Below are 21,787 nucleotides of genomic sequence, written 5' to 3'. Positions count from 1 at the left end.
TTTTTTCAAATTTCTTGTCTTTTTAACTTACTAGCATAGTAGTCTGTTTATAAAGCGCACTCAAAGAACATCATGATAAACTTAGCTCTTACAAGAAAATTATTCCTTTAGTAAAAAGAACTTGGGAAGATAAATTCCCAAGTCCTACTTTTTTAAACTTATTGAATTGTACGTAGTTGTTCAATCCGTTCAGCCACAGCTTTTTGCTTAGCCAAATAATCAGCTTCTTTTTCTCGTTCTTCGGCTACGACAGCTTCAGGAGCATTCGCAACAAAACGTTCGTTAGCAAGTTTGCCTTGTACTCGCTTCACTTCACTGTTCCATTTAGCTAATTCTTTTTCTAAACGTTGCAATTCTTCTTCAATGTTAATTAAACCTGCAAGTGGCAAGTAAATTTTAGCACCTGTTAGAACTGCTGACATTGCCAATTCTGGTGCATCAACTTCACCTGAAATAACCAATTCTTCTGGGTTACAGAAACGTTCAATATAATTTTTATTGGCTACTAAAAATTCATCGATTTCTTTATCCGTTGTATGAATCAATAATGTAATTGGTTTTGATAGCGGAGTATTCACTTCAGCACGAATATTTCGCACCGCCCGAATTAATTCAATCAGAAATTCCATGCCCTTAACAGCCGCGGCATCATTAAATTCTTCATGAACAACAGGATAAGCAGCAGTGACTAAAGATTGCCCTTCATGTGGCAATTTACTCCAAATTTCTTCGGTTACAAAAGGCATAATTGGATGTAACAGACGTAAAATCTGGTCTAATGTATAAACTAAGATACTCTTGTTCATTTGTTTAGAGCCTTCATCTTCACCGTATAAAACTTCTTTACTCATTTCAATATACCAGTCACAAAAATCATCCCAAATGAAGTTATATAATTGTCTGCCAGCTTCCCCAAATTCAAAACGGTCAAATAAGTCAGTGACTTTTTCCACTGTTTCATTTAAACGAGTTAAAATCCAACGATCCGCTACTGTTTTTTCGCCTTCTAATTGAATATCACTAGCAGTCATGCCTTCAACATTCATTAAAACAAAGCGCGAAGCATTCCAAATCTTATTGATAAAGTTCCAAGCTGCATCCATTTTTTCATAACTAAAGCGCACATCTTGACCAGGAGCTGAGCCATTTGATAAGAACCAACGTAAAGCATCTGCACCGTATTTATCAATAACATCCATTGGATCAATCCCATTACCCAATGATTTACTCATTTTGCGCCCTTGTTCATCTCGAATCAAGCCGTGAATTAAAACATTGTTAAATGGACGTTCTCCGGTAAATTCCAAACTTTGGAAAATCATTCGGCTTACCCAGAAGAAAATAATATCATAACCGGTAACTAAAGTATTAGTTGGGAAATAGCGTTTATAATCTTCACTATCAGTATCAGGCCAACCCATGGTTGAAAATGGCCATAAAGCAGAAGAAAACCAAGTATCTAATACATCCGGATCTTGCACCCAGTTTTCACTATCTGCTGGCGCTTGCATGCCAACATACATTTCGCCTGTTTCTTTGTGATACCAAGCTGGAATTTGATGTCCCCACCATAATTGTCTGGAAATAACCCAGTCGTGCACATTTTCCATCCATCTTAAGAAGGTTTGATTAAAACGTGGTGGATAAAAATCAACTGCATCTTCTGTCGCTTGATTTTCAATCGCTTCTTTAGCTAAAGGTGCCATCTTTACAAACCATTGCGTAGACAACCGGGGTTCAACTACAACGCCTGTTCGTTCTGAGTGACCAACATTATGGTTCATTTTTTCAACTTTAACTAAACGACCCATTTCTTTTAAATCTGAAACGATTAATTTTCTCGCTTCAAAACGATCGAGATTAGCATATTTTCCAGCTAATTCATTCATCGTACCATCATCGTTCATCACATTTATCCGTGGTAAGTCGTGACGATTCCCCACCTCAAAGTCATTCGGGTCATGGGCAGGTGTAATTTTCACCACCCCAGTTCCAAATTCACGATCAACGTATTCATCAGCAATAATTGGAATTTCTTTATTTACTAGCGGTAAAGTAACAGTTTTTCCAATATATTCTTGGTAACGTTCATCATCTGGGTGAACGGCTACCGCAGTATCACCTAACATGGTTTCTGGCCGAGTCGTTGCAATTTCTAATTCTCCGGTTCCATCACTTAAAGGATACGTCATGTGATAAAAAGCACCTTCAATATCTTTGTGAATAACTTCAATATCAGATAACGCAGTGCGCGCTTGTGGATCCCAGTTAATAATATATTCCCCACGATAAATCAAATCTTTTTCATACAAGGTTACAAAAACTTTGCGAACCGCTTCTGATAAACCATCATCTAAGGTAAAACGTTCCCGTGAATAGTCTAAAGACAGTCCCATTTTTGCCCATTGTTGGCGAATATGGTCAGCATATTCTTCTTTCCATTCCCAAACTTTATCTACAAATTTTTCCCGACCCAAGTCGTAACGAGAAACGCCTTGTTCCCGCAATTTTTCTTCTACTTTAGCTTGGGTGGCAATCCCTGCGTGGTCCATCCCTGGTAACCATAAAGTATCAAAACCTTGCATTCGTTTTTGTCGAATAATCATGTCTTGTAACGTAGTATCCCAAGCATGACCCAGATGCAATTTCCCAGTTACATTTGGTGGTGGAATCACAATAGAATAAGGTTTGGCTTTTTTATCGCCACTGGGTTTGAATAAATCTTCATCAAGCCACTTTTGATAGCGACCTGCTTCCACTTCCTGTGGATTGTACTTAGTTGATAAATTATCAGACATTTTTTTGCCTCCTTAAAAGTTTTCAACACTTTTTTCAATTACTGGTTGGTTTACTGCTAGCAAAATATAAGCGGGCATAAATTTCTCCTTTAAAAATCAAAAAAGTCCTAAGATGCTAGCATCTTAGGACGTAAATTTACGCGGTACCACCTAATTTGTAGATTTCTCTACCTCTTAAGCGTGAGATAACGATCACGAAACGTTTGCTGAGACGATTCCCAGCAAAGACTCCCAAGCTACCTTCACAAAACTTGCGTAGAAATCTTTCAGCTCTGATTTCCTCTCTCTAACGCAGTTTTTTGCTACTCCTCTTGTTCAACGTCTGGGCTTATTCTACAATGAAGATAAGTTGCTGTCAAATCAGTTTTTTAGCTTAATTTTTTTGCCGCTGCTAAAGCTTTTGCATAATCAGGTTCTTGGCTAATTTCAGGGACAATTTCACGATATTGAATAACACCATTTTTATCCAAAACAAAAATTACCCGCGCATAGCGCTCGGTTTCATTAACGAGTAGATGATAATTTTCATTCAATGTATTATCTGGATCGTGAAGCATCAGCATATCGACCCCTTCTTGGCCACACCAAGCTGCTTGCTCTTCTTTAGTATTATTAGAAATTGTCGCAAAATTAATTTCTTTAATTTGACTAGCTTCTGTATTAAAGCGTTTGGTTTGAATCGCACAAATACGAGTATCAATATCTGGTATAATGCTTAAAATCGTGGGCTTTCCTAAAAAATCGGTGACAGAATGTTTTTTATCATCTAAATCTGCCAATGAAAAATTAGGAGCAGTCTCGCCAACTATTGGCTGAGTACCTGGTAATGTGACAGGTTGACCCTTTTTGGTTAATTCCATATTATCCACTCCTTTAACTAAGCAATCAAAAAATCGTCAGGACTTTTTTAATTATCTTAAGTATAGAGAATACCAAAGAAAAAACCAAAGATACTGCCTAACTATTGATTAGTGCTTTTTGATAATTTTGATCAAAGAAAATTAGCGTCTGTAATTCAGTCGTTAAATCAATGTATTGGACATGGACATTCCCCGGTACATCGACACGATCCGGCGCAAAATTTAAAATTGCTGTGATTCCCGCCGCTACCATCACATTTACTGCCTCTTGTGAATATTGGCTTGGAACAGTCGAAATTGCCACCGTGACACACTTATCTTTAACAATTTCATCAAATTCTGCCATACTATGGATTTTGTGCCCATCGATAACTTGTCCAACCAAATTGGGATCGTTATCAAACACTGCCACAATATTCAAATTACTATTGCGGCGAAAGTTGTTATTGGCCAATGCTTTACCTAAGTTACCAAAGCCAACTAAAGCAATCCGCTTTTCATCATTTGTATCTAAAATACTGTTAAAAACTTCAATCAGGTAACTGACATCATAGCCATACCCACTCCGACCTAATTCTCCTAAATGGGAAAAATCCCGCCGAATTGTCGCAGAGGGAACTTGGGTAATTTCTGCAAATTCTTTTGACTTAATTCTTTTTATCCCTGAGTCTTGCAACATATTTAAGTAGCGTAGATATAAAGGTAGACGCTTAGCCGTTGCCTTAGGAATTTCTTTTAACTTACTATCTTCAACCATAATTGGCTCCTTTGTTCGTTTTTTCACATAGTAAGTTTATCATGCCTACCTGTAGCTCGCAAGTTATTTTAGTCGAATAACCATTTATTGAACATTATTTTAGCAGTAAAGAAACCGAATTCAACTTTCTAGCAAGTAAACAATTGGTTTTCACTAGAAATAAAAAAGGAAAGCCGCAGCTTTCCTTTTACCGTCTTAATTTTAACTAGACTTCTTCATTTACTTTCGATTTACGATACCAGATGAATGCGCCTGCCATTAATGCCGCACCTACTGCTAAGAATGCAATGATACCAGTACCACCAGTTGAAGGTAAAGTACCTTCTTTAATATTTTTAATTGTTTGTGCTGGAATCAAAGAACTACCTTCTTCACCTGGAGCAACTGTAAAGGCAACTGGTTTATCTAACTTAATGTATTCTGAAAGTGCTTTTGTTTCATGTAAATCGTATTCTCCGTAAGCCAAACCTTCAATATGAAGTTCACCCTTTGCGTCTGTTACTAACTTAGTAGATCCGTTTTCATCAAGAACATATTTGCCATTGACTAGTGTAAATTTCAATGCCTTATCGACATCTTCATCACGTTTAGTAACTGCAAACTCAACACCCTCTAATTTTGCTTGGGTATTTTGATCTTCTTTAACAAATTTGTAGCCACCATAAACTAATTTCGGTGCTTCATGGGGATATGTTTTATTACCAACTTTAACTGTAATTTTATTTCCAAACTCTTTATACTCTTCAGCTGCATCTGTAACTACCATTTTATAAGTAGCCTTAAATGTTTTACCTGCTAAAGTTTGTACATCAGCTGCACCAACGTTAAAATCAACAGTAAAGCCGCCATCATTATTTTTAGTAAATGTATAGTGATTACCTGCAACTAAATCAGAACCACCTGCCACAGGGGCAATCGTAACAGCTGTTGCATCATCGCCAACTAATTCTAATCCCGCTGCTGGTGTATCAGTAAAGCCATATGAAGTTTTATCCTTAATTTTTGCTGGAATTGTAAAAGTAAAGGTAAAATCATGAACATTTCCTACTTCAGTTCCGTAAATGTGTTTAGACTTATCATTACCTTCCACATTAATTTCTGGTAATCCATCAGAATTTAGATTTTTCTCATCGGTAAATGTTACATCTTTTGGATAAAGATGAGCTGTTTCTAAATATTTACCCGCATCATTTGTCAATGGTAATGAAACAATTAATGGGGCAGCATGAGCACTAACATTATCGGGGATGGTAGTTTCAATAAACATATAAACGCTGTGTTTACCATTTGTTTTATAAGCTAATTCATTGAAAGCAGCTTCGCCATTATCATCTGTAACTACTTCGCTTCCTACTTTTGCACCCATTTTCGTAAAACTATCATAAGTGGTACCACCGATTGCTTCACTTCCGCCATGCTCAATTATAGATGCTACTTTTTGAGCTTCTTTAATTGCCGCATCACTTTCCATTCCACCTGTAATTAAACCATAAACAAAATCGGTAATATTAAACGCTGTAAAACCAGCACCTTTTAAATTTTTACCAGGAAAATCCATTTCTTCACCTGTATTTTCTATTACCTCAGGCGTAGAATTAAATTCCTTTTTGTGAAGAATCATATCAATTTTTTCTGGCTCACTTTCACTAGCAGCACTTCCTACAATTCCACCAATAAATAATGGCACTAACATCGTAATAATTGCCAACAGACCAAACAATTTCGATTTGTGTTTCATTTTGTTTCCCTCCCTTTTTTTAGCTAGACTTCATCATCTCTTCTTTTGGATTTCTAACCTAAATTAATCATATCAGAGGATATCTGAGTGAGCAAAAAGGGGTTTCATCATTGCTAATCAGCTCACAATACGGCTTGTGTGTTTTTTTACAAACAAAAAAAGAGGCTACACGCCTCTTTCATCATTTTCTAATTGTTATTTAATTTTATCCAAATGCGATTTCAAGCAAAATTAAGGAAAAATCTTTTTAAGATTGATTGAAATTTCTGCTTTTTCTTTGTAGTTTCCTTATTCAAATTTGCTAAAGAAAACCGACCTCAACCGATTTTAAGGTAAATTCCATTTATAATAAATCCGCAAATTCTGCTTCTTTTTCATCCGTTGCATTCGGAGTGATTTCTTCGATTTTCAAACCACTTAAAGCACGGGTAATCATACCATCAATATCTAATGCTTTCTCATAATGATGTACTTTATCTAAATTCGGACGTGTTTTGGGTTGTGGTGGTGCAAAAATAGTACAACAATCTTCAAAGGGTTGAATTGCCAACTCAAAAGTATCAATGGCCTGAGCAATCTCTATAATTTCCAATTTATCCATTGTAACAACAGGACGGATAATTGGGGTAGTTGAGACTTCATTAATCGCAACCATACTTTGTAGTGTTTGCGAAGCGACTTGACCTAATGATTCACCATTAATGATAACTAAACCTTTACGTGCCTCACGGATAGCATCTGTTAAACGTAACATCATTCGTCTAGTTAACGTCATCCAATAACCTTGAGGAACGTTCTTTTTGATTTCTTCTTGAATTTCTGTAAAAGGAACTTCAATAAATTGAATATTGCCGCCATAAGGTGTTAATTTTTCGGTTAAATCCTTCGCTTTTTGTAGCGCTTGTTCACTTGTATAAGGTGGACTAGCAAAATGAACGGCTTCAATTTCCACCCCGCGTTTCATCGCTAAATATCCAGCTACTGGTGAATCGATGCCACCAGAAAGCATTAACATGCCCTTGCCGCTTGTTCCAACTGGCAAACCACCGGCACCTTTAATCGTTTCGTATGATAAATAAACGCCATCTAAACGAATTTCTACGCGTAAATTAATATCTGGCATTTTCATTTGTACTTTAATATCCGGATACAAAGAAAAAACGTAGCTACCTAATGTTTGATTTAATTCATTACTCGTCAATTCAAAATCGTGATCAGAACGTTTCGCATTAATTTTAAAGCTCTCATGCCCCGTATAAGCATAAGCCATGATTTCTGCAATTCCGTCTTTAATAGCAGCTAGATTTTTTTCAACCCGTAAACTAGGGGAAAAATTTTGAATACCGAAAACTTTTTGTAAACGTTCAATTACAGGCGCGCTATCTTCGCCGTTTAATAAGATATGCATCCGATCCCGTTGCGCGTCAATTTTTAAGTTAGGATAAGCAGCCAATGCACTTTTAACATTCTCTGCTAATTGCATAATAAAGCTACGCCGGTTTTTGCCTTTAGTTGAAAGCTCACCATAGCGAACCATAATTTCTGTGTAATTCACAATAAAACTCCTGTCTATTAATTGATTTTACTAAATTTTTGGTATAGTTGATGAAAGATAATTAAAAATTGTTCAACTTCTGCCATAGTATTATTTTCATCCAGACTAACCCGAATTGCAGTTGTGGCAAGATTACTTGGCACATTCATCGCATGTAATGTACTACTTGCTACATGTTTTCGACTCGAACAAGCACTTGTGGTGGAAACATAAATTTGTTTTTCCTCTAAAGCATGAACTAAAACTTCACCACGAATATCTTTAATCCCAAAACATAAAATATGTGGCGCATACTCTTTTTCACCACTAAAAATTGTTACTTTTTCATATTTTGCTAAGGCTTCAAATAAATATTTCCGTAATGTTGCAACATGATCTGGTCGCTCTGCTTTTTTTTCAAGTGTTAAACGTAATGCTTTAGCAGTTGCTACAATTCCGGCGACATTTTCTGTCCCACTCCGTTGATTATTTTCTTGTCCTCCGCCGGTTAATAGTGGTGCGATACGGCGTCCTTTACGCCAAAAAATAAAACCTACGCCCCGGGGGCCATGAAATTTATGCGCTGAAAAAGTAGCAAAATCTACCCGTGAAGTCAGCCATTTTTCTTGTGGGACTTTACCGATTGCTTGCACAGCATCGACATGAAAATGAATTTTAGGATAATCGGCTAAGACAGCACTAATAGCTTCAATTGGTTGGATTGCTCCGACTTCGTTATTCACCGCCATCACAGAAACTAAAATAGTGTCTTTACGGATCAATTCTTTTAATTTCATCACGTCGACTAAACCATCTTTTCCGACCGGTGCCACACTAACTTCAAAGCCATTTTCAGCTAGTTGAGCCGCGGTTTCACTCACAGCCGGATGTTCGACACTAGAGATAATAATATGGCGACCAAATTCCTTTTTATCAAGGGCAGTACCTTTTAAAACCCAATTATCTCCTTCTGTTCCGCCCGAAGTAAAATAAATTTCTCCTGCATCTACTGATAACAAATCGGCAATTTGTTTACGTGCTTGTTGCAATAAACGATTAGCCTGTGTACCTAAATCGTGTAGACTAGAAGGATTTCCAATAATACGTTGACTCGTCTTCATATATGCATCCAATGCAAGTGGCGCAATAGCGGTTGTTGCACTGTTATCAAAATAGATCATGAAAAAAACTCCCCTTTTCAAATTCTTTCCTATTATAAACGGACATAGGTTTTGTTTCAAGGTAACATACTTTATGTTTTCCTAAAGAGCGGTTTTTCTCAACTAAGAAAAGTTAGCTGGTCGTTTAGCTTTGAAGCTCTTTTTAACTTATCTTTTTTATTTATAAAAAACTTCCATTGTAAAGAAAAAAGCGAGCCCAGTTGGACTCGCTTTTCCTTAGACTAAATCGCGATTTTTGAAGTAGAAGTTTTCAATTCGTTTGAAAGCACCTGGTTCAACTCGTTCTAAGGCCGCACCAATTTCGTCTAAAGCGTCTTGATAACGGTATTCTTTGTTAAATAGTTCTAATGAACCTTCAATGGCAGCTTTAATTTCAGCATGTGAATGACGATAGCGATTAGCATATTGCATCATTTGTTCAGTTAAGGCCGCTGCATCTACTAAGTCATGAGTTCGTGTATCTAACTCTTTAATGTCAGCTTCACAGTTTTTCATGATTTTGTTTACATCTTCCATGTTGACGCGAATTTTATTTAAGGCTTTCCCTAAATCTTCTACTCGGTCAGTTGCCATAAAGAAAGATTCCAAGTAATCATTTGGTAACCCTGGTAAGCGTTGTTTTTCCACAAAGCGTTTTAAATTGCGTAATTGGAATTCAAATTGTTCCACTTTTTCTTGGGCAACTTTTTCACCCTTACGTAATTCTCTTAATTCATTGTCAATTTCAACTTGTTGATTTTCTAAATCATCTAAAATTTTATAAGCATCTTTATAAAAAGCTTGTACTTCAGAAAATGGGATTTCATGAGCGTCCATTTTTGGTTCTAACGCTTTATTTTGTTTCGTCAATTCATCAATTTCACTTTGGAAACCACGAACGCGACCTAATTCATTATGATTTAAAGTATAACTTTGAGCGGTATGGTCAATTTCAATCATTAATTGATGGTTGTTGCGGTGCGCATGAGTAATATAATCGGCAATTACGGGTTTATTTTTAACCACGTAACGACGCGCATTAATTTCACGTTCCATCACATTGTAAAGTGAGTCAATGCCACTGGCTGTGTCACGGTTAGCAACTTCGACAGTATCAACTTCTGTTTTTTCTAAATCTCCCATCGACGTTTCGACACGTTTTTTCACACGGTCAATTTCTGCTTGGAAGTTTTCTTCTGGGAAAACGTAATGATCTTCTAAAAGTTTTTTGTAGCCATCTTGAATTTCTTTTAATTGATCTGGGAAAGTTTTATTTAATTCTTCGTAAGCCGCTGGGATGCGTTTCATCCGATCTTCTAACTCATAAGTATGCTTTTCAGCACTATCTAAGACTTCCCGCGCTTCAACTGGATCTCCTGAAGTATTTAATGTTACAAACTGAGTAAATTCAATTTCAATATTTTTAATTTGCTTTTGTAACTCTGAATAAGCAGGACCGAATTCTTCCCCTTGCTCCCGCAAGTTCTTCTTCAAGTCTTCATAAACATCCAAAGCTTTTTGAACTTCTAGTGAATTGCGTTCTTCGCTTTCGCGTAATTCTTTTAAGCCATCGCGAATCTCTGCCACTTCTTTTTCCATTGTATCCATGGTTTGTTCTGCATCGACAATCGCGTTTTTAGCTTTAAAGAAACGGAATGTTTCATTTAAACTTTCAACTTCGAAAATTTGACTTTCAAGTTCTGCAAAAGAAGAAGTAGAGATATCATTCCATTTTTGATTCCATTCCCGGAAAGTATTTTGGCTTTGTCCCACCAAATGCATCTTCTTAACATCGTCAACTTCTTCTAAGACCGGTAGATCAAAAAGCTTCTCCCTACGATCTTCTAGTGCTTGTAAGCGTTCCTGATTTTTCTTTCTCATGAAATAACTGATCAGATACAAGATCGCTGTCACCACAATAATGGCGATGACTATTCCAATGACTACATTACTACTTCCCATTGATGGTTCCTCCACTTTCAAAATAAATATCAGTATTATATGCTGCCTGACAGCTTTTTTTCTTATCTAAAATACTATAATTTTTCTACTATAGTAATTGAACAATGACAATCAGTCCAGAAGACATCTACGCTAGATTATAACACAAAGAAAAAAGACTGGCACTAAAGAATAGCAAAATCTTTACAATTTTTTTCAGAAGTCGGTTTTCACAAGCGCTGGACAAAAAAACTCTTTATAAACTCTTAAAAATCTTTTTTTGACAATTTTAGTTTGTGAGCCATTTAGCAATAAACCTTGCTTTTTATAGCAGATTTTTGTAACCTTATAAGAAATAATTACAGCCTAACACTTAAACGCGATTTTATTGGTTAGTAAACTCGCTTTGCTTTACGAAATAAAACGGCACTGTAAAATGTAGCAAATCGGTTATTATATCATTTGCTACTAAACCAACAAAAAAGGGAGATACTATGATGAAAGTAGTGAAATTTGGCGGAAGTTCACTGGCTTCTGCCCAGCAAGTTCAAAAAGTCATCGAAATTATTGGCGCTGATCCAACTAGAAAATTCGTGGTAGTATCTGCTCCTGGTAAACGAGACCAAGAAGATACTAAAGTGACAGACCACCTGATTGCGTTTTATGAAGCCAAAATAAAAGGTCTTGATGTTGGTGATTTAATTGCAACAATTGTTGAACGGTATCAATCGATTGCTAAAGCATTTCATGTCGATGAAAGAATCTTGGTAGAGATTAAAACGCATTTAGAAAAATTGGCCTCTCTTCCTGTGGCAGGCAATGAATTTTTAAAAGATGAGATTGTCGCCAGCGGAGAAGATAATAACGCCAAATTAATCGCCGGTATTTTACAGGCTAAAGGCATGAATGCCCGCTATGTTAATCCTAAAGATTTTGGCATTATCGTTTCCAGTGAACCGGGAAATGCGCGGATTTTATTTAAAGCTTATCAAAAAATGAAACAGTGGGCCGATACAAAAGAGATCTTAATTATCCCTGGTTTTTTTGGTTACACAGAAGGCGGTCAAGTCTGTACTTTTTCTCGAGGCGGTTCTGATATTACCGGCTCGATTGTCGCTGCTGGGGTAAAAGCTGATTTATATGAAAATTTCACTGACGTGGATGGTATTTATGCGGCCCATCCCGGCTATATTCATAAACCAGAAATTATTAAAGAGTTAACTTATCGCGAAATGCGTGAATTAGCCTATGCTGGTTTTACCGTTTTCCACGACGAAGCGCTCATGCCATCTTATCGGGCTAAAATTCCAGTTGTCATCAAAAATACTAACAATCCCCACTGCCAAGGTACAAAAATCACCAATTCCCGCCATGCAACCGACAATCCGGTCGTAGGAATTGCTAGTGATGAAGGCTTTACTATGATTTATATTAATAAATATTTGATGAATAGAGAGATTGGTTTTACGCGCCGGGTTTTAAGTATTTTAGAAGATTTTGGCTTAAGTTATGAACACATGCCTTCTGGAATTGATGATATTTCAATTGTCTTACGGGCCAATCAATTGGATAAAACATTAGAAGAAGAACTGCTACGTACGCTAGCTTATGAAATTGATCCTGATGAATTACGCATCACCCATGACCTTTCGATGATTATGGTCGTAGGAGAAGGCATGCGCCAACGAGTAGGTTGTACTGCCGAAAGCACCGCTGCTTTAGCCCGCAAAAAAATCAACTTGGAAATGATTAACCAGGGATCATCTGAAGTTAGTATTATGTTTGGCATTCATAAAGAACAAGAAAAACTCGCTATTCGGACTCTTTATTATACTTTTTTTGACTAAATAAAAAAAACAGCACCAAACGTAAATTAGTGAAGTGACCCCCAAAAGTTAGACTTTTTGGTCTAACTTTTGGGGGTCGGCTCAGTTTTCACGTTTAACGCTGTTTTTTTGTCGTTCTAATTCCGCTGCAATTTTTGCTTCTGGGGCATATAAAGCTTGCCAGTTTGCCGGTTTTAACACTTTATTTGTGATTGGATCATAATGTGGTTTCCCATCTGGAAAAAGTTTTTTCATATTAGCCTCATGGACAATTTCCATCATCGGTTCGGGGTCAATTCCCATTAACGCAAATGAACCATAAGTTAAATAAAGTAAATCGACTAAGGCATCCACCTGCCCGACTAGCGTGTCAGAATGTTTTTTATCACGAGATTTTGTTAAAATTTTATGGACTGCCGTGTCAACTTCATCATGAAGTTTTTTTACAGCTAGCTGAAATTTTTCTTCGTCTTGGGTACTTGCATATAAAAATTCAATTAATTCTTCTATTTTAAAGCCCGCGCGAAATGTCGCTTCTTCTAAAGAAAAAGCCGTCGGTGTCTGGGGAATGCGCGCATCAAAAATTTGATGAAATTCTTGGGCCATCTCATACGGTTTTGTCATCGACTGAAACTCCTACTCATTTGCTTACTCTTAATTAGATAATATGATAATAGCGCAATGCTTGTGCGATTCCATTGTGATTATTGGTATCTGTGACGTAGCTTGCTGCTTCTTTTGTGATTCGTTTGGCATTTCCCATCGCCACACCAATTCCTACGCCTTTTAACATTGAAATATCGTTGTAGTGATCGCCAAAAGCCATCGCTTCAGATGCCGCAATCCCTTTATGTTGCAAAAAGACTTCAATGCCTTTTAGCTTAGAGCCACCTTTTGGCACAATATCGACTGAAAAAGAATTGGAACGATGAAACCCACAATTAGGCAGTTCTTTTTGCAAAAGCTCCGTTTCAGATTCAGGACTTAACATCATACATTGGTAGATTGGCTGATTTAAAATACTCATCTTTTCATAATGATCATCTTTTTTATAAAAACTGACAGCTTGCATCACATTTTGCATCGTTTTAACCGGAAACCGGCGGGGAATAAAACGCGCTAGCCGCTGCACAACGGCAGACTGACCAATCCGCATCAAACGACTCCCAGCAACTTCATTTCTTGTCCCAAAATTAATCGAGCGATTGTGAGCATCCGCAAACTGCGTCACCTCTTCTAAAACAGCAGGCTTAAACGATTGCGCAAAAATGGTTTGTTTTGGCGTGTAAACTAATTGACCATTATAAGTAACAAACATATCCAAACCAACGTCATCTAAAAGTTCTTTAACCTTCACTGGATCACGTCCAGTCGCTACACCTACGTAAATATTTTTTGCCTGCGCTTTTTTAATGGCTTCTTTTGTGCTGGATAAGACTTTTCCATTATCGGCTAAAAGAGTCCCATCTATATCAAAAAAAATTGCTTTAATCATATCCTATCCCTTTTCATTTTACTACATTTTAGTTTACCACAAAGAGTGGACAAATCTCTATTTTATAAAATCAAAATATCTTTTTTCGCTCTAGTTTATCTAGTAGCAATCCGCTACAATAAACACTGTAAAACTTATTCCTATTTCAAAGTATGAAAGGAAATGCAGTATGAAAAATCTATTAGTCTTACACACAGGTGGCACAATTGCTATGAAAGAAGACCGTTTAACCGGTGGTGTCAGCCCTGATGTGGCCAATCCATTAATGGATGCCAATTTAGAAATTCCCGCTAATATCAACTTAGTGGTAGAAGATATTTTTAATTTACCTAGTCCCCATATGACGCCAGTGGAAATGTTGCAGCTAAAAGAACGCATTCAAGATGCTAAATTAAGTGGTTATGACGGTGTGGTTATTACCCATGGTACAGATACGTTAGAAGAAACAGCTTTTTTCCTCGATACTACCATTGGTAACTTGTTACCGATTGTTCTTACCGGGGCAATGCGATCTAGTAACGAACTCGGTAGCGATGGGCTTTATAATTTTGTGACCGCTATTCGTGTGGCCGCTTGTGATGAAGCCAAAGAAAAAGGTGTTTTAGTAGTGATGAATGACGAAATTCATTCCGCTCGTTATGTGACAAAAACCCATACAACCAATGTTGCAACTTTTCGCACCCCAACTTTAGGTCCAGTCGGATTAGTTACCAAAAGTCGGATTATTTTTATGCAGGAAGTTTTACCAACTACTCACATTGATGTCGATACCGTCACTGGGATGATTCCAATTGTAAAAGCTTATGCGGGGATGCACGGAGAATTATTTGAAGCATTGGCTCAAAGTAACATTGATGGGCTTGTCATTGAAGCATTAGGCGCTGGCAACTTACCCCCTGATACCATTCCGCCATTGAAAAAACTATTAGCGCAAAAAGTTCCAATCGTATTAGTCTCCCGCTGTTTTAACGGCATTGCAGAAGCCGTTTATGATTATGAAGGCGGTGGTGCACAATTACAAAAAATGGGTATTATTTTTGCCAACAGCATTAATTCGCAAAAAGCCCGCTTAAAATTACTAATTGCCAAAAACCGGCAACTAACAACCGCAGAATTAAAAGCTTTTATTGAACAATAACCAATTAATAAATAAAATCAGACTAAAATAATTAGTTTTAGACAATAAACCGGATTATGACATATCACACTTATGTTTGTCATAATCCGGTTTACTTAGCTAAAATGCTATTTTATTGATAGTATTCCTAATAAAACTTGTACCACTAGCTATTTTTCTACTTCTTTTGTTTGCCACAAAATATTTGCTTCACAGTAAAGTTGTTCACCAATTCTAATTTCATGACGACTTTCAATCCCATTATCTGTTACAATTTCAAAATGGCTCATCACTTCATTGCCATATTCCACTTCTTTGTCAAAACGAATATTTACTTCATAAGGAACATGGGTCGTCAAAAAATCAAAACCTAATACATCAATCATCCAATTGAAATACATGGCATTGTTGACATGCTGGTTACTGTCAATATCATAAAACCTTACGCGATAAGGTAAACTTTTTCCATCTGAAATTTTCGGAATAGCTTTAAAACGTTTAATACGCTTAATTTTTTCACTTTCAAAAGGTGCGATGATTTCTTCTGGTACACTTGCCATTTTTCTATTTTCAATATCCATCAGGACAAAAACAGATTCAATCATAAGCAGTTCATTACCTTCTTCATCGTGAAACCAAAAATTCCGATAGCAAAAATATTTGTTGTATTCCATTGCTTGGGTGGTAATTTGAATTTTTTCGCCAACTTTTGGTAAACGTTGAATTTGAAAATGATAGTTGGTGATAACCCAAGTTAAGCCAAAGCGATGAATAAACTCGGCACTCCGATTTAACGCATCACTTTGTTCTTCTGATGTTTTGATTGCCACACCAATCATAGCTGGAAATGTCATTGTTTGATTGACATCACATTCATAATAAGCCACTTCATGGTTGCGGCTATATTTTACTGCCACAAAAAATTCCTCCTAAATTTGCCACCTCAATTTAGCTAGTTAAAACGTTGCAAAATTTCATCCACTTGCTTGCCGTAACTTTCGCCAAACTGATTTAAATGTACAAGTAAATAATATAGTTGATAAATGGGTTGCCGTTGCTCCCAACCAGTTGCAAGTGGAAATAAATCTTGATAAGTTTGAAAAAATTCTGCCCGAAACCCACCAAAAAGTTGAGCCATAGCCAGATCCATTTCACGATCGCCATATGAAACAGCCGGATCAATCAAAACAGGCTGTCCCATTTTATCAAAGAAATAATTACCACTCCAAAAATCACCATGTAATAAGCTCGGCGCAACTTCTCGCTTTTGCCAATTTTCATAGATTACTTCTTTTAAGCGCAAATATTGCTCCTCTCGGACTGGATTCCATACATTATGAAGCTTTGCTAATTCCACTTGCACATCCAAGCGGCAAGTTAAAAAATAATTTACCCAATTATTTGTTTGGGCATTCACTTGTGGTAAAACGCCAATATAATTATCTTCATAAAAACCAAATAACTCTTGCGTATGGTGATGAAGCGTACTCAAAGTTGCCGCTAGCTCTTCTTGACTACCTTCTCCAGGCTCAATCCATTCCATAACCAAATAAGAACCCTCAGCAGTTTGACCCCAATTATACACTTGCGGCACACGGACAAAATCAGCCAATTCTTTTAGACCATTGATTTCAGCTTGAAAAAAAGTTTCCTCAATCCCCGGATGAAACTTTAAAAAGTAATTATTTTCATCCGTTACAATCCGGTAGTTTTGATTAACATCACCGCCAGCAATTGGAATCGCCTTACCATCAGGTGCCAATGAAGCTAAGATTTCTTTTGGTAACATCTTCATCCACTCCTTACTTCTATTTGGTTAGATACAATTTTTGTAAATCGCTGATTTCACCAGTTGTAAACCCTAAACCTTCTTTTGCATAGTTTGTTAAGCTACCATAATGTTCTCTAGCTGCTGTATAACTTTCATTTAAATACGACTCATCTGCCTTCATTAACGCTTCGATCCCATTTACCAGCAGTTCAGGCGCGCCTTGTTTTTTAGCTGCTGCCGTCATGTTGGCTATGCGATCATTTAAATATTGGTTGGTAGCTAGATAATCTGTCATAATCGTTTGTTGCTCTACGCCAAGTAAATCCAATACTAAAGCAGCACCAAAGCCCGTTCGATCCTTTCCAGCTGTACAATGGAAAAGGACACTTTTTTGCTCATCACTATTAGCCAAAAGAATTTGTAAAAATTCTTGGTAAGCTTTTTTCGCATGCTCATCTTCAATAAAGTGACGATAAACTTTTATCATTTGAGCTTGAGCTGTCATCCCTTGTTCCAATTGTTTCAAAAGTTCTTGCGGTGAAATTGACGCTTTAGTTTCATCATGACCAAATACAGGCAAAAAATACTCTTTTGCTGTTGGGATTTTTTTATCTGGTGCATCTTTGGCTTCGCTAGGCGAGCGAAAGTCCACAACATCTATTACACCGTATTGTTGTAACGCTTCTCGATCACGTACTGATAAATCAGATAGACTCGCACCTCGTACTACTTTGTTAAACTTTACCGTCCCATTTGGGGTTTTGTACCCGCCTAAATCACGGACATTTTCTGCTTTTTCTAATGGAATAATTTTTACCATCTTTTTCTGCCTCCTTTTAAATGACTGGGCAAATTTAGCTCGTCTTCTTATTTAATAAAAAGTATAACAGAAAATTAAAAAGACCGTCTTCAAATTGAATAGCTTAACTGGTTTTTTCTTTAAAAAAGGACTAGATTATTGCCAAAATTGACAAAATCCAGTCCCAAAAATTATTCATTTAAAACTTTTGTGCCCATTTTGTCCCGCAGATCTTTAGAGGACTATCACCACTACTACGCCAATGCGCCCATTGGATCCCAAGGTGCTAAAACGGTTGGTGCTTTTTCATAAGCTGCCAATTGCTCTGCTGTTAACAAGTCTTTACGGACAACGATTTGGTAAGTATATTCATCCATCCATTCATCACTCATCACAAAGAAACCTTTAGTGCCAACTTTTTCGCCCCAACTGTTTTCTACTTTCCATTTTGTTGATTGACCTGCTACAACATCAACACCGGTTAAGACCATCGCGTGAGTCATCAAACTTTCACCAAAGTCTAAACGTTCAGCTTTAGTCATTGTAAAATCAATATCAAACAAGTCATTCATATCATAAGCATCCATTGCCATAATACCAGAATCACGAGTTGAAGATTGACCAACATCACAGCCAAACCAAACAGATTCTCCTTGTTCAAGTTGTGCAACTGCCAATTTTTTGAAAGTAGTCATATCTACATTTAGATATTTCACTTCTTTTCCACCTACGACATTGCCTAACATTTCCACTGTATAAGATTGGTTGTAAGGTTTATCTGCAGTTGGCGCATTAATAATGCTGACATAGTCATTTAGATTTACTCCGACATATTTTTCATAAAAACTTTGTGGTGTAAGATTTTGATCTAAATGATAATTTTTTTCTTCATCACGATATTCAAAATCAAAAGTTTCTGGTGGGTTACCTAAAGAAATAGCTAAAAAGTTATAGACTTCTTCTAACATTTTTTCTTTAGCGCTTTGAATTTCACTAGCATCTTTACCAGCAGCGACTAATTTCCGCAATGTAACGGCATCTTTACGTAATTTTTTATTTAAATAGTTATTCAAATCCCGTGAATTAGAAGAGTTACTGCTTTCTGGCATAGCTGTCTTTGGCACCACACCATATTTTTCAAAGATTGAAACAATCATATCCCATTGTCCGCCATCTTGTTGGGGTGTCTGCAAAAGAAATGCCACTTTACGACTTGTCAATTCTTCTGAGGCAGTAGCCAAAATATTTTCATAAAAGTAGTTAGCTTTTTCGTATTTATCCCAGAAAAAAGTATAGTTTTGGGACAATTCAAAATCCTTTAAATTAAAAGCGTTCAACATTTTATGACGGAAAGTGTTTAATGCGGCAAACATCCAGCACCGACCGGATTGCATTTGGTTGGCGACTTTCCCAGTTGCAAGATCAACTGAAAAAACCGGCACATTATTTACATGGGCGCTCATATTTTCCGCTGAAGCGCTAATGCCGTTTTTTACTACCCCTCGTTGTAATGCGTTTTGTTTGTTGTTTTCTTTAAAGGTAGCAGCAAATTTGGCTGTCAATTCTTTGTCGATTGCTGACATTTTCTTCATCCTCTCACATTGAAATAACATACTTTTTTATTTTACTCCTGCCACCAGAAAATTACAACTGATGGGAAAATTCTGACAATTTTATTTTCTATTGCACTTTTCCTGATATTTCTTCTACTTCTTTATCTAAGTGTCGGACAAAAAAGCGCAATTTTTCATCTTGCTATTTTTATAATTGTTGTCGGATTTTTTTGCGAAACTTTTCTTGAAAATTTGTATAAAATTCTTGCCATTTAGGTGAGGCAAGCACAAATGTTAAAGCGACACTAAAGATAAGTAAGCTGATAAAACCGACAAAACCTAGATTAAATTCAGCAATATTTAACGCACGTAATCCTTTGACCACAAAACCTTGTAATAAATAGACTGTCAAAGTATTGCGCCCCAAATCCGAATAGAACGTCTTTTGTCTTGGTATGATAAGTAAAAACGACAATATTCCAACAAAGCCTAAAACGAGCACCAGTAAACGAATAAAAGCGCCTAATTGGGGATCACTAAGAAAATCTGCATAAGGTTTTGAACCAAATACCAAATATTTATTAAACGTTTCAAATTGACTTATAAAAGCAAAGATACTACCAAATCCAACTAATGCAAAAGAGTAGCGCTGGCTTTGCCGTATTGCCACTAATTTTTCCCAAGAAAAATAATTCCCAATTAAAAAGAAAGGTAAAAATACAAAAGTCCGCTGCATTGCCAGATTTCGATCAATAAACGGTAAATACCCTGCCAGTAAAGCTAAAAGAATACTTACAGTAATCGCAATAAGTGGCGACATTTTTTTAAATAGTGTTAAGGAACATTGCCAACAAAAAAGGCTAACTAAAAACCATAATGACCAGTTTGGTAGCAACAGATTCCATGAAAAACTATCTTCTAGACCAATCAAAGCATAGTAACTGGAATATATCAGCTGAAAAATTAGATAAGGCAGTAAGGTTTTCTTTATTACTTTATTAAGATTCCCCTTTTGCAATCCCTTCGAAAAATAGCCCGCAATCAAAATAAACGCTGGCATATGAAAAATAAAGATGAAATAGTAAAGATTATGATATCCCTGCCAGTCCTCAATAAATGGCTCTAATAAATGGGTAAAGACAACCAGAATCATTAAAATGAATTTTGCATTGTCAAAAAAAGCCAATCGCTGCTTCATATTCTTAATATCCTCCTCTAGTCCTTTACATTACAAACGTAATTATCACTACAAAAAGGATAACAAATAAACCTTAAGCTTACCTTTAAAGAGGTTTTCATTTGTTTAACAAGCATTTTACAAAAAGAACTACGCCATTACAAAGTGTCATTGCTAAAGTTCTTTTATCGCACAAAAAAACTGGAAACCCATACGCTAAAGAACTTTTATGACATAAAATAAAGCGATAAAAAGCATGAATTATTAACCCTCTCACACCTGAAAAAGATTCCAAAAGCACAAAAAAAAGCTCTCGCATAAAGCGAGAGCTAAACTCCGGCAGTAGGACTCGAACCTACGACATCATGATTAACAGTCATGCGCTACTACCAACTGAGCTATGCCGGAATACTGTAACAATATGATAGCAATTCTTTTAAATTTTCGCAAGATTAATTTAAACTTTTTCTCCACTTTTTTTAAAATACTTTTCTTTTTCTAAAAAGACGAGTAAAATAAATTGAATTTTGGAGGTAGAATTATGCGGGGACGTCACTTTAAAAGTAAGAAAAATCGATTTATATTTCCTTTGATTTTAGTATTAATCGTCGGCGGATTAGGCTATTGGCTTTATGGCAATCGAGAAGGTCTTTTCTTTGCCACAGCGAGTACCACCGAAAATACATCAGAGCAAAGCACTACCAGTTCAAGTTACTCAGAAAATGAAACAAACAACAACGAAACGATTACATCTGCTTTATCTGCAGCTGAGTATCAAAATCTAAGTAAAGATTTACTAGCACCAAGTGGAGAATCTTTTGACACACGGTTAAAATTGGAAAATTTTGTCGGAACTGCGCTAATAGTTAAAAACGGTCAGATTATTTTGCAACAAGGCTATGGCTATCAAGACTTTGCAAATCAAAAACGCAATAGTGTTGCTTCTCTTTACCAAATAGGTTCCGTTCAAAAAAGTTTAACTGCTACTTTAATCTATAAACAAATTGAAGCAGGTCGTTTAACTTTAGATACACCATTAAGCCAATTTTTCCCACAAATTTATGGTAGCGAAAATATCACGATTAAACAGATGTTGCATATGACTTCTGGCCTTGCGCTACCGGAGATTCCTTTAAGTGTTAAAAATGAAGCGGAAGTCGTAAATTTTGCTGTGAATAATGCGCAAATCAAATACAGCGGTCGCTTTTTTTATTCACCTGTAAACTACGTATTATTAGCAGGTATTTTACGACAAATTACC

Annotated in this window: 17 protein-coding genes, 1 tRNA gene and 1 other annotated feature (1 of these 19 running past the window's edge); of the genes, 3 read left to right on the top strand and 15 right to left on the bottom strand. The window is 36.5% G+C overall.

Annotated features, from left to right (window positions below; genetic code table 11):
* Positions 1-158 precede the first annotated feature (158 nt).
* From IGI65_RS05705 to ezrA, 7 genes are all read right to left on the bottom strand, one after another.
* Positions 159-2,798 carry a valine--tRNA ligase gene (locus IGI65_RS05705; RefSeq protein ID WP_438773522.1) on the bottom strand — a complete coding sequence of 880 codons (2,640 nt, stop codon included), beginning with the start codon at positions 2,796-2,798 and terminating at the stop codon, positions 159-161.
* Positions 2,799-2,919: 121 nt separating this feature from the next.
* Positions 2,920-3,126, bottom strand: a binding site (T-box leader).
* Positions 3,127-3,166: 40 nt separating this feature from the next.
* A complete protein-coding gene (tpx, locus tag IGI65_RS05700; protein ID WP_071865430.1) occupies positions 3,167-3,658 on the bottom strand; it encodes a thiol peroxidase in 492 nt (163 codons plus the stop codon).
* A 97-nt stretch (positions 3,659-3,755) separates the two neighbouring features.
* On the bottom strand, positions 3,756-4,415 hold the full coding sequence (locus IGI65_RS05695) for a redox-sensing transcriptional repressor Rex (protein ID WP_438773521.1): 660 nt from the start codon (positions 4,413-4,415) through the stop codon (positions 3,756-3,758).
* Between the two features lie 205 nt (positions 4,416-4,620).
* Positions 4,621-6,153 (bottom strand): SpaH/EbpB family LPXTG-anchored major pilin, encoded by a 1,533-nt coding sequence (locus IGI65_RS05690; protein ID WP_438773520.1) that lies wholly within the window; start codon positions 6,151-6,153, stop codon positions 4,621-4,623.
* Positions 6,154-6,496: 343 nt separating this feature from the next.
* On the bottom strand, positions 6,497-7,708 hold the full coding sequence (thiI, locus tag IGI65_RS05685) for a tRNA uracil 4-sulfurtransferase ThiI (RefSeq protein WP_438773519.1): 1,212 nt from the start codon (positions 7,706-7,708) through the stop codon (positions 6,497-6,499).
* Positions 7,709-7,725: 17 nt separating this feature from the next.
* On the bottom strand, positions 7,726-8,868 hold the full coding sequence (locus IGI65_RS05680; RefSeq protein WP_071865427.1) for a cysteine desulfurase family protein: 1,143 nt from the start codon (positions 8,866-8,868) through the stop codon (positions 7,726-7,728).
* A 216-nt stretch (positions 8,869-9,084) separates the two neighbouring features.
* A complete protein-coding gene (gene ezrA, locus IGI65_RS05675) occupies positions 9,085-10,809 on the bottom strand; it encodes a septation ring formation regulator EzrA (protein WP_438773518.1) in 1,725 nt (574 codons plus the stop codon).
* Between the two features lie 476 nt (positions 10,810-11,285).
* On the opposite strand from ezrA, the gene IGI65_RS05670 reads away from it, so the two are divergent.
* Complete coding sequence (locus IGI65_RS05670) at positions 11,286-12,635, top strand: aspartate kinase (protein WP_071865425.1); 1,350 nt, start codon at positions 11,286-11,288, stop codon at positions 12,633-12,635.
* A gap of 81 nt (positions 12,636-12,716) precedes the next feature.
* On the opposite strand, the gene IGI65_RS05665 is transcribed toward IGI65_RS05670, so the two are convergent.
* Both IGI65_RS05665 and IGI65_RS05660 read right to left on the bottom strand, forming a co-directional pair.
* Positions 12,717-13,238, bottom strand: a complete 522-nt coding sequence (locus IGI65_RS05665; protein ID WP_438773517.1) for an HAD family hydrolase — start codon at positions 13,236-13,238, stop codon at positions 12,717-12,719.
* A 34-nt stretch (positions 13,239-13,272) separates the two neighbouring features.
* The gene (locus IGI65_RS05660; protein ID WP_438773516.1) at positions 13,273-14,109 is read right to left on the bottom strand and encodes a Cof-type HAD-IIB family hydrolase; all 837 of its coding nucleotides are present in this window, start codon (positions 14,107-14,109) and stop codon (positions 13,273-13,275) included.
* 169 nt (positions 14,110-14,278) lie between these two features.
* Between IGI65_RS05660 and IGI65_RS05655 the strand changes: the two genes are divergently transcribed.
* Positions 14,279-15,247: an asparaginase gene (locus tag IGI65_RS05655; protein WP_071865422.1), complete on the top strand. Its 969-nt coding sequence runs from the start codon at positions 14,279-14,281 to the stop codon at positions 15,245-15,247.
* A 149-nt stretch (positions 15,248-15,396) separates the two neighbouring features.
* Here IGI65_RS05655 and IGI65_RS05650 read toward each other — a convergent pair whose 3' ends face one another.
* From IGI65_RS05650 to IGI65_RS05625, 6 genes are all read right to left on the bottom strand, one after another.
* Positions 15,397-16,143 (bottom strand): acyl-ACP thioesterase domain-containing protein, encoded by a 747-nt coding sequence (locus tag IGI65_RS05650; RefSeq protein WP_438773515.1) that lies wholly within the window; start codon positions 16,141-16,143, stop codon positions 15,397-15,399.
* 35 nt (positions 16,144-16,178) lie between these two features.
* Complete coding sequence (locus IGI65_RS05645) at positions 16,179-17,015, bottom strand: fructosamine kinase family protein (protein ID WP_071865420.1); 837 nt, start codon at positions 17,013-17,015, stop codon at positions 16,179-16,181.
* 19 nt (positions 17,016-17,034) lie between these two features.
* Complete coding sequence (locus IGI65_RS05640; protein WP_438773514.1) at positions 17,035-17,817, bottom strand: tyrosine-protein phosphatase; 783 nt, start codon at positions 17,815-17,817, stop codon at positions 17,035-17,037.
* A gap of 233 nt (positions 17,818-18,050) precedes the next feature.
* Positions 18,051-19,379, bottom strand: coding sequence for a C1 family peptidase (locus tag IGI65_RS05635; protein WP_438773513.1), 1,329 nt, complete (start codon positions 19,377-19,379; stop codon positions 18,051-18,053).
* Between the two features lie 178 nt (positions 19,380-19,557).
* On the bottom strand, positions 19,558-20,547 hold the full coding sequence (locus IGI65_RS05630; RefSeq protein ID WP_438773512.1) for an acyltransferase family protein: 990 nt from the start codon (positions 20,545-20,547) through the stop codon (positions 19,558-19,560).
* Positions 20,548-20,860: 313 nt separating this feature from the next.
* Positions 20,861-20,934: transfer RNA gene (locus tag IGI65_RS05625), tRNA-Asn, on the bottom strand.
* A gap of 133 nt (positions 20,935-21,067) precedes the next feature.
* Here IGI65_RS05625 and IGI65_RS05620 point away from each other — a divergent pair.
* Positions 21,068-21,787, top strand: the 5' portion of a protein-coding gene (locus IGI65_RS05620; RefSeq protein WP_438773511.1) for a serine hydrolase domain-containing protein. The gene runs 498 nt beyond the window's last position; only the first 720 of its 1,218 coding nucleotides appear in the window; the start codon lies at positions 21,068-21,070; its stop codon lies beyond the right edge, outside the window.

Origin of the sequence: Enterococcus sp. DIV0755b, from assembly GCF_051713765.1 — a bacterium.
Taxonomy (GTDB): domain Bacteria; phylum Bacillota; class Bacilli; order Lactobacillales; family Enterococcaceae; genus Enterococcus_C; species Enterococcus_C canintestini.
This window is presented reverse-complemented; position numbering and strand designations above follow the sequence as displayed.

What these genes read in the sequence shown, in the direction of transcription:
- IGI65_RS05670 (WP_071865425.1), top strand. Translation starts at nt 11,286, where the DNA reads ATGAAAGTAGTGAAATTTGGCGGAAGTTCACTGGCTTCTGCCCAGCAA.
- IGI65_RS05705 (WP_438773522.1), bottom strand. Translation starts at nt 2,798, where the DNA reads ATGTCTGATAATTTATCAACTAAGTACAATCCACAGGAAGTGGAAGCA.
- IGI65_RS05660 (WP_438773516.1), bottom strand. Translation starts at nt 14,109, where the DNA reads ATGATTAAAGCAATTTTTTTTGATATAGATGGGACTCTTTTAGCCGAT.
- IGI65_RS05645 (WP_071865420.1), bottom strand. Translation starts at nt 17,015, where the DNA reads ATGTTACCAAAAGAAATCTTAGCTTCATTGGCACCTGATGGTAAGGCG.
- IGI65_RS05665 (WP_438773517.1), bottom strand. Translation starts at nt 13,238, where the DNA reads ATGACAAAACCGTATGAGATGGCCCAAGAATTTCATCAAATTTTTGAT.
- tpx (WP_071865430.1), bottom strand. Translation starts at nt 3,658, where the DNA reads ATGGAATTAACCAAAAAGGGTCAACCTGTCACATTACCAGGTACTCAG.
- IGI65_RS05690 (WP_438773520.1), bottom strand. Translation starts at nt 6,153, where the DNA reads ATGAAACACAAATCGAAATTGTTTGGTCTGTTGGCAATTATTACGATG.
- IGI65_RS05655 (WP_071865422.1), top strand. Translation starts at nt 14,279, where the DNA reads ATGAAAAATCTATTAGTCTTACACACAGGTGGCACAATTGCTATGAAA.
- IGI65_RS05635 (WP_438773513.1), bottom strand. Translation starts at nt 19,379, where the DNA reads ATGTCAGCAATCGACAAAGAATTGACAGCCAAATTTGCTGCTACCTTT.
- IGI65_RS05640 (WP_438773514.1), bottom strand. Translation starts at nt 17,817, where the DNA reads ATGGTAAAAATTATTCCATTAGAAAAAGCAGAAAATGTCCGTGATTTA.
- IGI65_RS05630 (WP_438773512.1), bottom strand. Translation starts at nt 20,547, where the DNA reads ATGAAGCAGCGATTGGCTTTTTTTGACAATGCAAAATTCATTTTAATG.
- ezrA (WP_438773518.1), bottom strand. Translation starts at nt 10,809, where the DNA reads ATGGGAAGTAGTAATGTAGTCATTGGAATAGTCATCGCCATTATTGTG.
- IGI65_RS05695 (WP_438773521.1), bottom strand. Translation starts at nt 4,415, where the DNA reads ATGGTTGAAGATAGTAAGTTAAAAGAAATTCCTAAGGCAACGGCTAAG.
- IGI65_RS05680 (WP_071865427.1), bottom strand. Translation starts at nt 8,868, where the DNA reads ATGATCTATTTTGATAACAGTGCAACAACCGCTATTGCGCCACTTGCA.